General features: G+C 70.0%; 11 protein-coding genes. 6 read left to right on the top strand and 5 right to left on the bottom strand.

Annotated features, from left to right (window positions below; all coding sequences use genetic code 11):
* Positions 1 to 3: 3 nt before the first annotated feature.
* Entirely contained in the window at positions 4 to 1,377 is a 1,374-nt protein-coding gene (locus JOF29_RS28445) for a sensor histidine kinase (RefSeq protein WP_245359543.1), read from the top strand.
* Positions 1,378 to 1,396: 19 nt separating this feature from the next.
* On the opposite strand, the gene JOF29_RS28440 is transcribed toward JOF29_RS28445, so the two are convergent.
* A complete protein-coding gene (locus JOF29_RS28440) occupies positions 1,397 to 2,533 on the bottom strand; it encodes a TAXI family TRAP transporter solute-binding subunit (protein ID WP_209697482.1) in 1,137 nt (378 codons plus the stop codon).
* A 179-nt stretch (positions 2,534 to 2,712) separates the two neighbouring features.
* On the opposite strand from JOF29_RS28440, the gene JOF29_RS28435 reads away from it, so the two are divergent.
* Both JOF29_RS28435 and JOF29_RS28430 read left to right on the top strand, forming a co-directional pair.
* Entirely contained in the window at positions 2,713 to 5,727 is a 3,015-nt protein-coding gene (locus JOF29_RS28435) for an alpha-mannosidase (RefSeq protein ID WP_209697481.1), read from the top strand.
* A gap of 134 nt (positions 5,728 to 5,861) precedes the next feature.
* On the top strand, positions 5,862 to 7,187 hold the full coding sequence (locus JOF29_RS28430) for a cytochrome P450 (RefSeq protein WP_209697480.1): 1,326 nt from the start codon (positions 5,862 to 5,864) through the stop codon (positions 7,185 to 7,187).
* 49 nt (positions 7,188 to 7,236) lie between these two features.
* Here the strand turns inward: JOF29_RS28430 and JOF29_RS28425 are convergent, their stop codons facing one another.
* A complete protein-coding gene (locus tag JOF29_RS28425) occupies positions 7,237 to 7,737 on the bottom strand; it encodes a DUF5709 domain-containing protein (protein ID WP_209697479.1) in 501 nt (166 codons plus the stop codon).
* Between the two features lie 57 nt (positions 7,738 to 7,794).
* Here JOF29_RS28425 and JOF29_RS28420 point away from each other — a divergent pair, with 57 nt between their 5' ends.
* Both JOF29_RS28420 and JOF29_RS44775 read left to right on the top strand, forming a co-directional pair.
* Positions 7,795 to 8,949, top strand: coding sequence for an FUSC family protein (locus JOF29_RS28420; RefSeq protein WP_307863738.1), 1,155 nt, complete (start codon positions 7,795 to 7,797; stop codon positions 8,947 to 8,949).
* 59 nt (positions 8,950 to 9,008) lie between these two features.
* Complete coding sequence (locus JOF29_RS44775; RefSeq protein WP_281067439.1) at positions 9,009 to 9,131, top strand: hypothetical protein; 123 nt, start codon at positions 9,009 to 9,011, stop codon at positions 9,129 to 9,131.
* A 276-nt stretch (positions 9,132 to 9,407) separates the two neighbouring features.
* On the opposite strand, the gene JOF29_RS28415 is transcribed toward JOF29_RS44775, so the two are convergent.
* Together JOF29_RS28415 and JOF29_RS28410 are read right to left on the bottom strand one after the other, a co-directional pair.
* Positions 9,408 to 9,851, bottom strand: coding sequence for an OsmC family protein (locus tag JOF29_RS28415; RefSeq protein WP_209697477.1), 444 nt, complete (start codon positions 9,849 to 9,851; stop codon positions 9,408 to 9,410).
* 3 nt (positions 9,852 to 9,854) lie between these two features.
* Complete coding sequence (locus tag JOF29_RS28410; RefSeq protein ID WP_209697476.1) at positions 9,855 to 10,997, bottom strand: phosphatidylinositol-specific phospholipase C1-like protein; 1,143 nt, start codon at positions 10,995 to 10,997, stop codon at positions 9,855 to 9,857.
* A gap of 88 nt (positions 10,998 to 11,085) precedes the next feature.
* On the opposite strand from JOF29_RS28410, the gene JOF29_RS28405 reads away from it, so the two are divergent.
* Positions 11,086 to 11,703 carry a TetR/AcrR family transcriptional regulator gene (locus JOF29_RS28405; RefSeq protein WP_209697475.1) on the top strand — a complete coding sequence of 206 codons (618 nt, stop codon included), beginning with the start codon at positions 11,086 to 11,088 and terminating at the stop codon, positions 11,701 to 11,703.
* A 30-nt stretch (positions 11,704 to 11,733) separates the two neighbouring features.
* On the opposite strand, the gene JOF29_RS28400 is transcribed toward JOF29_RS28405, so the two are convergent.
* Entirely contained in the window at positions 11,734 to 12,132 is a 399-nt protein-coding gene (locus JOF29_RS28400; RefSeq protein ID WP_245359540.1) for a DUF3592 domain-containing protein, read from the bottom strand.
* Positions 12,133 to 12,285: the final 153 nt, after the last annotated feature.

The raw sequence follows: 12,285 nt of genomic DNA, 5'->3' as shown, positions 1-12,285 counted from the left end.
CCGTTGCGCCGTCGACTACTGCAGTCCCTCGTCCCGATGGTCGTCGCGCTGGCCATCGTCGCCGTCATCCCGCTGGCGAACTTCATCGCCACGAGTACGTCGCGCACCCTCTTCCTGTCCCGGAGCAACGACGCGGACTGGTTCGCCGCGATGGCGGAAGGCCCGTTGCAGACCGGCGACATCGCGAACCTGCGAGAGCTCGCGGTCCGCTACCAGGAGCTCTACAACACCCCCGTCTTCGTCGTCGACGTCGACTCCCGCGTGATCGCCACGTCGGTGTCCGGCGTGGACGTGAAGGAGGACGACATCGCGACGGCCCTGCACAGCACGCTCGCGGGCCGGCTGCCACCGGAGCCGCCGGCGCTGTGGCCGTGGCGTTCCGGCGAGATGATCGTCTCCCGTCCGGTCGTCAACAACGGCTCCGTGCTCGGTGCCGCCGTACTGCGGGTTCCGACCGCCAAGGCCCGTGACCAGGTGCAGAGCGGGCTGCTGCTGCTCCTCGGCGGGCTGCTGATCAGCATCGGCGCGATCATCGTCGGCATCGTCCGGCCGATCACCCGCTGGGTGCTGCGGCCGCTGCAGGACCTCGACAACGCGACCCACCAGATCACCCGCGGCGCGCTCGACACGCGAGTGTCCACCGACGGCCGTGCACCAGAACTGAGACGACTGGGTGACAGCTTCAACTCGATGGCGCTGAGCCTGCACCAGGCCCGGCAGCGCGAGCGCGAGTTCGTCGCGGACGCGTCGCACCAGCTGCGGACACCGTTGACATCGGCCCGGATCCACATCGAGGGCCTGTCCCGGCTGTCGCCGACCGCGCGGTTCGCGCTCAGCGACATCGACCGGCTCGGCCGGATCGTCCAGCGGCTGTCCCGGCTGGCCGGCTCGGACCGCCCGTCGGCCGATGCCGACGGCAACGACGCGCCGCTGGACCTGGCGCAGGCGGTCAAGGAACGGCTGGTCGGCTGGAAGGCCGTGTACGCCGCCGACGACATGGAGCTGGTGGTCGGCGAGATGGTCCCGGGCGGGGTCGCGCCGGAGCTCGAGGTCGACGACATCCTCGACGTACTGCTCGACAACGCCTCCAAGTACGGCTCCCCGCCGGTGGAGGTGTCGGTCACCCGGGACGGCACCGAAGTCGTGATGTCGGTCCGCGACCACGGTCTCGGCCTCGGCTCCCGGGACCTGAAGAAGGTCGGCGAGCGGTTCTGGCGCAGCGCCCACCACCGGGAGATGCCGGGCACCGGGCTCGGCCTGGCGATCGTCCGCTCCGAGGCGGCTCGGGTCGGCGGCCGGGTGGTCGCCCGCCCGCCGATCGGCGGCGGCCTGGTGATCGAGGTCCGGGTCCCGCTGCTCGAGGACTACGACACCTGACCCGTAGGCGCTCGGCGGGTCAGATGTGGTTCTGGCGGTACCAGCGTTCGGCGGCCTGGTGGAGCGGGACCGGCATGGTCGCGATCGCGGACCGCGGGTCCAGCGCACCGGCCTCAGGGTTGCCGGTGGGCGTCGGGCTGGCTCCGGGCGTCGCAGGGGTGTCCCCGGGGATCAGAACACCCCTGACCAGGTCGTTCTGCCGCCGGAACAGGGTGTTGACCGTCCACCAGGCCCACGAGTCCGACAGGTCCGTCCTGGCGACCAGGTAGTTCGGGATCGCGAGCGTCGGCACCGAGCTGGCCAGCCCGTACTGCGACGGCGGGATCGGCGCGACCAGGAACCCGCCGAACTCCTTGAGCGCGATCGCCTCCGCGACGCCGCCGATGTCCAGCAGCCGGAACCCGATGGTCTTCTGCAGTTGGGCGATCGGATCGGTCGGGACGCCGCCGCTCCAGATGAACGCGTCGATCGAACCGCGGAGCGCAGTGCCCCTGGGCTGCACCGCGAGCGCCATCTCCTCGAGCTTCAGGTTCCGCCGGATCACGTCGACCTTGGCCGGGTCCAGGGTCGGGTTGGCCTTGATCACGTCGGCCTTGGCCCGGTCCAGGATCAGGTCCGCGACGATCTCCGTCCCGGAGCCCTTCGGGCCGACGCCGACGACCATTCGCCGCGTCGGGGCGTCCTTGCTCGGGAACAGGTCGGCGAGGCCCGTCGCCTTCGAGGCCATCGGTACGACGACGTGGACGTAGTTGTCGTACACCCGGGCCAGCGCGCTGAAGCGCAACCGCCCGGAGGCGAACGCGTCGGTTCCCTCGTACGCCGCCAGCGCGGTGTCCGACGTACAGAATCCCAGGTCGGCCTTGCGGCTGGCGACCTTGACCAGGTTGTCCACGGACCCGTCGCTCACCTGCGGCGTCAGCTCCACACCGGTGACCTCGCCGACCAGCTTGCAGAGCGCCGCACCGAAGACGTTGTAGACGCCGCCGGCGTTACCGGTCGCGAAGACGGCCTTCTCCGACGGTGCAGGCTCGTCCGCGCGGCCGCGGGAGCAGCCCGGCAGCAGCAGCCCGGACGCGGCGGCGGCGCCGAAACCGAGCAGGCTGCGGCGGGTCAGGCCGGTCGGCCGGGCAGGGGTGAGCAGGCGGGGGCGATCCATGCAGACAACCTAGACAACAATCAGGCCGAGCGGGTAGCCGTGCCGGTGCCCGCAACCCAACCGCTACCGGGAGTTTCGTGGCGAAACTGCGTCTGGACGCGCGCGGGGTTGGTGTGACAGCGTTGTCATCCGTGCGGCCGTCGCGGCCGTGTGAGGATCCTTTCCCGGAGGCTGATTTCGTGCACGACGACCGTCAACTCATCGAGGAGCGGCTCAGGCGCGCCCTGCGGGAGCGGCTCCGCCCCGCGATCTACGGCGCGGCCGTCCCGCTGGACATCGAGGTGTGGCACGCACCCGGTGAGCCCGTGTCCCCCGCCGAGGCGCTGGCACAGACCTACGAGAAGGCCGAGATCGGCCTGCCGTGGGGACCCGCGTGGGGCACCGCCTGGTTCAAGTTCAGCGGCCAGGTGCCGGCCGAGTGGGCCGGCCGCGAGATCGAGGCGGTCATCGACCTCGGCTTCAGCGGCGGCCCCGGGTTCTCCGCGGAGGGCCTGGTGCACACCACCTCCGGCAAGCCGCTCAAGGGCCTGCACCCGCGGCAGACGTACGCCCCGCTGTCGATCCTCGGCCCGGACGGTACGGCGGCCTCCGCCGGCGACACCGTCGAGTTCTACGTCGAGGCCGCCGCGAACCCGGAGATCCCGCTGGACAACGCCGACGCGAAGACCGACATCGGCGCCGGGCTCGGCGACCACCCGATCTACCAGCTGACCCGCGCCGACCTGGCGATCTTCAACGCCGAGGTGTGGGACCTGATCCTCGACCTCGAGGCGCTCGACGGCCTGCAGCGGGAGCTGTCGATCCAGGAGCCGCGCCGCAAGGAGATCCTGCGCGCGCTCAGCCGTTCGCTGGACGCGCTGGACTACGAGGACGTCGCCGGTACCGCCGCGGACGCCCGCGCCCAGCTGACCGACGTACTGAGCCGGCCCGCGCACGCCAGCGCGCACCAGCTGTCCGCGGTCGGGCACGCGCACATCGACTCCGCCTGGCTCTGGCCGCTCCGGGAGACCCGCCGCAAGGTGGCCCGGACCGTGTCCAACGTTGCCACTCTCGCCGAGGAGTACCCAGAGCTGGTCTTCGCGTTCTCGCAGGCACAGCAGCACGCCTGGGTGAAGGAGAACTACCCGGAGGTCTGGGAGCGGCTGAAGAAGGCCGTTGCCGAGGGCACCATCGTTCCGGTGGGCGGGATGTGGGTCGAGTCCGACACCAACCTGCCCGGCAGCGAGGCGCTGGCCCGGCAGTTCGTGCACGGCAAGCGGTTCTTCCTGGACGAGTACGGGATCGACACCCAGGAGGTCTGGCTGCCGGACTCGTTCGGCTACACCGCGGCGCTGCCGCAGCTGGTGAAGCTGTCCGGCTCGAAGTGGTTCCTGACCCAGAAGATCTCCTGGAACAAGGAGAACAAGTTCCCGCACCACACCTTCTGGTGGGAGGGCCTGGACGGGACCCGGGTGTTCACCCACTTCCCGCCGATCGACACGTACAACTCCGACCTGTCCGGTCGCGAGCTCGCGCACGCCCAGCGGAACTTCGCCGAGAACGGTGCGGCGACCCGGTCGCTGGTGCCGTTCGGGTACGGCGACGGCGGTGGCGGGCCCACCCGGGAGTTCGTCGCGACCGCGCGCCGGGTCAAGGACCTGGAGTCCTCGCCGAAGGTGACGATCGAGTCCCCGACCGACTTCTTCAGCGCCGCCGAGGACGAGTACTCCGAGCACGCGCCGGTCTGGTCCGGCGAGCTGTACCTGGAGATCCACCGGGCGACGTACACCTCACAGGCGAAGACCAAGCAGGGCAACCGGCGTACCGAGCACCTGCTCCGCGAGGCCGAGCTGTGGAGCGCCGCGGCCGTCGTCGCGGGCAAGCTCGACACCTACCCGTACGAGGACCTGGACCGGCTGTGGAAGGTCGCGCTGCTGCACCAGTTCCACGACATCCTGCCGGGCTCGTCGATCTCGTGGGTGCACCGCGAGGCCGAGGCGACGTACGCGCGGGTCGCCGAGGAGCTGAACGCGATCATCGCCACGGCGCAGCAGGCGCTGGCCGGCTCCGGTGACGAGCAGATCGTGTTCAACGCCGCGCCGCACGGCCGTAACGGGGTCGCCGGCCTCGGTGCGGGTGTCGCGGCGGTCGAGGGCCAGGACGTCACGGTCGAGAACGGTGTCGTCGACAACGGCCTGATCCGGGTCACCATCGACGAGCGCGGCCTGATCACCTCGCTGTACGACGTCGAGGCCGGGCGCGAGGTCATCGCACCGGGTGCCGTGGGCAACCTTCTGCAGCTGCACGTCGACACCCCGAACCACTGGGACGCGTGGGACGTCGACTCCTTCTACAAGAACAACGTCCGGGACGTGACCGAGGTCGACAGCGTCGACTTCTCGGTGGCCGGCGGTGTCGCGACAGTCGTGGTGAAGCGGTCCTTCAACCGGTCCACCGTGACCCAGACGCTGCGCATCCGCCCGGGCGCGAAGCGGGTCGACATCGAGACCGAGATGGACTGGCACGAGACCGAGAAGTTCCTGAAGGCGGCGTACCCGGTCGACGTCCACGCGGACCGGTCCGCGTCCGAGACGCAGTTCGGGCACATCTTCCGGCCGACCCACCAGAACACCTCGTGGGACGCGGCGAAGTTCGAGATCGCGGCACATCGCTGGGTACACGTCGGCGAGCCGGGGTACGGCGTTGCCGTGGTCAACGACTCGACGTACGGCCACGACATCAACCGGACCGCGCGGGAGGACGGCGGTACGACGACCACCATCCGTACGTCGCTGATCCGGGCGCCGCGGTTCCCCGACCCGAAGACCGACCAGGGCGTGCACACCGTGAACCACGCGCTGGTGGTCGGCGCCGGGATCCCGGAGGCGATCGAGGAGGGCTACCGGATCAACCTGCCGGAGCGCGTCGTCAGCGGCGCCGGCGTGGTCGACCCGATCGTTGCCGTCGACAACGGCAACGTGATCGTCGAGGCGGTCAAGCTCGCCGATGACCAGTCCGGCGACGTGATCGTCCGGCTGTACGAGTCCAGCGGCGGCCGTTCGCGCGCGACGGTGACCCCGTCGTTCGCGGCCGCGTCCGTCACCGAGGTCGACCTGCTCGAGCGCGGGCTCGCCGAGCGGGAGTTGAAGGACAACGGAGTCGGCTTCGAACTCCGCCCGTTCCAGATCCTCACGCTGCGGTTCACGCGCTCCTGACTGCCCGCCCTTTCGATGGGGCTTGAACACCCTCCGGGGGCCGGAGACAGGCAATGACCTGTCTCCGGCCCCCGTTTCCTGTCCGACGCCCCGTTCGACGTCCGGCGTTCACCCGGCTGACGTAGCGTGCCGGTATGGCTCCGACACCTTTGCTCGGTTCCCGCACCCTCGACCGGCAGACGGCGCGCACGCTGCCGCCCGGGCCGAAGCTCCCGACCCTCGCCCAGACCGTGCTGTTCGCGAGTCACCGCAAGACGTTCTTCCCGCGGATGCGGGAGAAGTACGGCGACGTGTTCACGATCCGGCTGGTGCCGTCGAGCCGGGTCTGCGTCGTGCTGAGCCGGCCGGAGCACATCAAGGAGGTGTTCGGCAGCCCGCCCGCGGTGATGCACGCCGGCGAGGGCAACACGGTGCTGGAGCCGATCATGGGCTCGCACTCGCTGCTGCTGCTCGATGACGAGGACCACGTCCGGATGCGCAAGCAGTTGATGCCCGCCTTCTCCGGGCCGGCGCTGCGTGGGTACGCCGGGATGGTGCACGAGCTGGCCAAGGCCGAGGTCGCGAAGTGGCCGACCGGGACGCCGTTCAAGATGCACCAGCGGATGCGGAACCTGACGCTCGAGATCATCCTGCAGGTGATCTTCGGCGTCACCGACGTGGACCGGCTGAACACCCTGCGCCCGTTGCTGGACAAGATCGTCTCGGTGTCGCCGGTGATCATGCTCGGCGGCTTCTACCCGCCGCTGCTCAAGGTCCGGCCCTGGAAGACGTTCCTGGACACCCAGCAGCGGATCGACGAGATCCTGTACGACGAGATCGCCGGCCGTCGCGAGACGTTCGCCGGGCGCAACGACGTACTGTCGCGATTGCTTGCCGCGGGCAACTGGTCGGACGTGGAGCTGCGGGACCAGCTGGTCACGCTGCTGCTGGCCGGGCACGAGACGACGGCGACCGCGATGGCCTGGGCGTTCCACGAGCTGGCGCGGCGGCCGGCGGATCTCGAGTTCGGCCAGCGGGCGGCCGATGCCGGCGCGGACGACGAACTGGAGGCGATCGTCAAGGAGGCGCTGCGGCTGCACCCGGTCGTCTACCAGGTCGGGCGCCGGCTGACCGAGACCGCCGACGTCGCGGGCTACCGGTTGCCGCGCGGTACGACGATCATGGCCGCGATCGGCCTGGTCCAGCGGGACGGCGAGCACTTCCCGAACCCGAAGGACTTCCGCCCGCAGCGCTTCCTGTCCGACGACCCGCCGGCGCCCGGCACCTGGATCCCGTTCGGCGGCGGCGCCCGGCGGTGTATCGGCGCCGGCTTCTCGCTGATGGAGGGCACCGAGATCCTCCGCGCCGCCCTCACCGCCTTCAACTTCCAGGCCCCGAACCCCGAGCCCGAACCGGCCCAGCCGAAGAACGTCACACTGGTCCCCCGGCACGGCGCCGAGGTCACGGTCACCCACCGCTGAGCACGACCAACTGGGGTGAGCTCCGCGCGCCCACCCCAGTTCCGGAGATTCAGTCCTCGAGGTCGCCGACGTCGCCCAGGTCGACGTCGCGGTAACTCCCGCGGTCGGTCTCGTCGTCGTCGGACAGCTCGAAGTCGTCCTCGTCGACGACGTGCACGGCGGCCTCCTCGGCGCCGGCGGCCGCGCCGTCGATGCCGACGTCCGACGCGTACAGCTCGCTGTCGTCATCCTCGCGGGTGCCCTCGTCGGACGCGACCAGCCGGCCGGAGCGGGCGTTGCCGACCTCGGGTCCGCCGACGTCCTCACCGTCCTCGGCGTACGGGTCGACGTCCGGGACCTCCTGGGCGATCCGCTGGTCCAGGGTCTCGCCCTGCAGCGCCTCGTCGGCCGTGGTCCCGAAGCCCTCGCCCGCGGACCACTTCTCCGGCGGCGAGTACCCCTCGTCGAGCAGGTCCTCCACGCCACGGTCGTTCAGGGTGTCCCCCGGCTGCAGCTGATCCTCGTCGTCGACGGAGTAGCTGCCGTAGTCCTCACGGTTGTTCTCGCTCATGTGCAAACCTTGGCGCGTCGCAGGCAGCAGAATCAAGCACGACGCAGAATGGGGCGCGTGGATCCGGTCAGGCTGACGTTGGACCAGTTGCGGGAACTGCGGGACGACATCGCCCCGCAGGCCGCGCGGCGGTCGCGTGCCTCGATCCGGCGCCGGGTCGAACGCTGGCGCAGCCGGGCCTTCTTCATCGCCCAGTGCGCGCTGGCCGCCGGGGTGGCGTGGGCCTTGGCGCGGTACGTCGTCGGCCACAAGCAGCCGTTCTTCGCACCGGTCGCGGCGATGGTCTGTCTCGGGTTCAGCTTCGGCCAGCGCCTCCGCCGGGTCGCCGAGGTGATGGTCGGCGTCGCGGTGGGTGTCGGCGTCGGCGACCTGTTCGTGAAGGTGTTCGGTACCGGCGTCGCGCAGCTGGTCTTCGTGATCGCGCTCGCGATGAGCGTCGCCGTACTGCTCGGTGCCGGCAACCTGATGACCACCCAGGCAGGCGTCCAGGCGGCGATCGTGACGACCCTGCTCCCGAACCCGAACGCCGGTTTCAGCCGCTGGCAGGACGCCGCGCTCGGCGGTCTGGTCGCGCTGGCGGCGGCAACGATCGCACCAGCCGCGGCGATCCGGCGCCCTCGGCAGCAAGCCGCCGGGGTACTCAGCGAACTGGCCGAGATCCTCAACGAGACCGCGGACGGCCTGCGGTCCCGCGACGAGGAGGCGGTCACCGACGCGCTCCGGCGGGCCCGCGCCAGCGAGTCCCGGCTCGACGACCTGCGCAGCGCCGCCGAGGAAGGCGTCGCGGTGGTCCGGCTGTCCCCGTTCCGTCGGCGGCACCGCGGCCGGGTCCAGGAGATCGCGGATCTCGTCGTACCGCTGGACCGGGCGATCCGGAACATCCGGGTCCTGGTCCGCCGGTGCGCGGTGTCGGTCTGGCGGGACGAGGGCATGCCCGCGGAGTACCCGATGCTGCTGGAGCGGCTCGCGGACGGTACCCGGCTGATCGGCGAGTCGCTGTTCGAGCCGGCCGCCGACGTCGCGGCGCACCGCGTGCTCGGCGAGCTCGGCCGCCGTACGGCGGAACTCCCGCTGCCGACCGGCCTGTCCGCGGTCGTCGTCCTCGGCCAGCTCCGTTCGACGATCATCGACCTGCTCGAACTCACCGGTACGTCGTACGACGACGCCCGCAAGCTGGTCCCGCTGCGCCTGGACGGGCTCGACGAGAAGTAGTGACTCAGGTCACAACTCGTTTTCCCGTCATACCCGCGGACCCTCCGCGTCTCACCAGCATGACGATCCACCGACTGATGACCACGATGGCCACCGAGCAGGTTCGTGATCTCGAGGACCTGCTGGCGATCGACAGCAACCAGACCACCGACGACCGGACCGACGCCGCCGCCGAGCAGTAAGGCGCCAGCCGGACGAACGGGACCGGGCGGCGCACCCGGACGGCCTGGCCCACCGAGCCAGACCGCACGGAAGTCGCACATCAAACGCAGAGGCGCCCCGGTGCGAGGCGCCCCCGGATCCCGTTACCGGTGCACCGCCACAGAGGTGCACCAACCACCCGCCGACCGTCCTGACGCCGCTTGCGCGAGGCTCAGGCCGGTCGGCGGGTGGTTTTTCCTTGAGGGAAGGAAAACAAGGACGAAGGATCCGCGGCGGTGCTCGGCGCCGGGCAGGCGCTATCTGGAGATGGTGATTTCGGTCGTCACCGAGTTTGCGATGAAGCATTCCTGGTGTGCCAGGTGGTGCAGCTTGCCGAGCGTCGCGGCGTCCGGCTCGGCACCGTTCCAGACGATCTTCGGGTTCAGCGTCACCTGCGTGATCGCCAGCCGGCCGGCTTCGTTCGGAGCCATCACGCCGACCGCGTGGTCGTCGTACGCGTCCACCAGCAGCCGCTTCCGGGCCGCGATCGCCAGGAACGTGAGCATGTGGCAGGACGACAACGCCGCCACGAACGCCTCCTCCGGGTCGACCGGGCCGGGATTCCCGAGGTACTTCGGGTTCGCCGACGCCGGCACCGTGATACCGCCGTCGAAACGCCACTCGTGGTCGCGGTTGTAGGTGTCGTAGGTGAAGTCGTGCTCACCACGGCTCCAGCTGACATCGACCACGTGCTCCGACATGGCTCACCCTTCCGAGATGGCCGCCTTCGCCGATGCGGTGACGGGATTGCATCGTACGGGAGTGTGTCCGGGCAGCTTGGCGACGTAGTCGCTGTCGTAGCGGGCCGCCATGCCGGCCACCGGGAAGTCCGTCGTCACCCACTGGGCGCCGCTCGCGAGCGCGATCCCGAGCCGGCCGTAGTCCTTGTCCCGGATCGTCGCCATCGGCTCGTCGGAGCGGGTACGGACCAGGTACCCCCTCTGCACCAGCCGCTGGATCTCGGCCTGGTTCGCGCCCCGCGGGTCGTTCACCTCGGTGACCGCCGCGTCCGGCGCGCCCTCAGGTCCACGGGTGAAGACCGCGCGACCTTCGAGGCTCGGCCTGCCCACGGTGTAGGTGTCGCGGATCTCGCCGGGACCGCCGTTGTCGAAGTAGAACATCACCTGGCCGCGGACGCTGTTCAGCTTCGGCCAGCCCTTGGTCAGCACGGACTGCTCGAGCGTCAGGCCGGGCTTGCGGACGTCGTCCGGGGTGAGCAGTTGCTGCTCGCTGAACACCGAGCGGATCTCGGTGTCGACGCTGTCAAGGTTGGCGGCGTCCCACGGCGGCGCCTTGACCCCGCCGGCCGCGACCACCTGCGGGTCGGACTGCTTGAGTTCGAGGTTGATCGCGATCGGCACGTGGTTCGGGTGCGCGTCGGACCAGGTCTTCACCTGCTGCAGGCAGACCACGAACGTGTCGCAGTTCGTGTTGTAGTCGAAGTCCGGGATGTGCATGACCTTGATGCCGGGCTTGGCCATCGCGGGATCGGTGAGCGGGCCCTGCCCGGTCAGCTTGCGGATCAGCGGGTACGTGTACAGACCGCCCTGCGGGTCCGGGTACAGGTCGAGCTCCAGGGCCCGGACGTCCTGGTCCTCGAGCTGCTGGGTGATCGGAGCGTGTGAGTACCAGAGGTCGACCGAGCCGGCGTTCTGTTGCTGCTGCACCTTCTGCTCGGCCGGGCTGAGCTCGCGATGGTACGAGTTGTGCGACCCGACCACCTGGAGCTGGTTCAGCCGCAGGTCGCTGCCCTCCGAGCCGTGCCGGCCGTACGCCGTACCGGCCACCCCGGACGCGGCGAGGGCCACCGACACCAGCCCGGCGACCACGGTTTTGTTGACGCGCATAGGAATCCTCCCCATTCATGACCAACTGTCGGCAATCTGTCACAAAGAGGTGGCAACGCTGTCCCCTGAATGTGTGGACAATGAGTGAATGGTGACATCGGGGGCCTATCCGCTCCGCCGTACGCCCACCCAGGACCGGGCCAGCCGCCAGGTCGAACGGATCCTGGACGCGGCCTGCGCCGAGGTGGTCGAGCGTGGGTACGACGCGGCCTCGACGAGCGGCGTCGCGAAGCGGGCCGAGATCGCGGTCGGCAGCGTGTACCGGTACTTCCCGGACAAGCGCAGCCTGATCCAGGCGATCGAGCGCCGGAACCAGGCGCGCTACACGGAGGCGGTCCGGGAGCGGCTGGCCGAGGTGGCCAGCTGGCGCGGGGCCGTGGACGTGACGCTGGAGACGTTCCGAGAGATGCACCGCACGGACCCGGGTTTCAAGGCCGTCGTGCTCAGCGGGCTCGGCGATCCGGAGCTGGAGGCGAAGCCGGGCGAGTTCGACGACCAGCACGCCGGCGAGTTCGCGGAACTGCTGGCCGCGCGGTTCGGTGCCCGCGACACTCGGGACTTCCGCCTGGCCGTGACGCTCTGCATCGCGATGGGCGAGGCGCTTGCGCATCTCGCGGACCGGCTGTCCGCGGACGAGGCGGAGTACGTTCTGGATCGGGGCCGGCCGGTGCTCTACAACCTGCTCGCCCCTCATCTTCCTGCTTGAGCCGGAGAGGAGGCTCAAGCAGGTGAACCGTCAGGCCGCCGTGGCGGAGTACGGCCCCATGGTCGGCCAGTGGCTGACCCGGCCTGCCAGCCGGGCCTGGCGCGGGTTCCGGACGTCGTACGCGACGATCACCCGGTCACCCTTCACGTAAGTAATGCGGCTCCCGACCGGGAACTTCCGAGCGACCTGGTACGGTCCCTCACCCCGGCGGGTGTAGTACTCGACGATGACCTCGGTGTAGATCGCCGGGGCACCGCTGTCCAGCTGACCGCGGACCGGGCCTCGCACCCGCACCACTCGTCCCGCGGTCTTCTCCTCGGTGCCGGTGGAGAGTTCGGTCCGGCGCAGGCCGGCCAGAACCTCGGTCACGATGAAAGCCGCGACCACCAGCACCAGGCCGAACCCACCTAGTACAACGATCGTCAACATGGCACTCACCCCCGACGCGCCGCCCGCGAGCGACGCGGTCGTTTGTCGAAACTGCCTGCACGGCCCTTGCCGTACACCGGTGGGACGCCACCGGACTCCACTTGGTTCCTTGTAACTTCACGAAACCTTTACAGGATCACTTTTTCGTCTACA

Origin of the sequence: Kribbella aluminosa, assembly GCF_017876295.1 — a bacterium.
In the GTDB taxonomy this organism is placed as follows: domain Bacteria; phylum Actinomycetota; class Actinomycetes; order Propionibacteriales; family Kribbellaceae; genus Kribbella; species Kribbella aluminosa.
The sequence above is the reverse complement of the archived record's forward strand: the minus strand, read 5'-3'. Positions and strand labels throughout refer to the sequence as shown.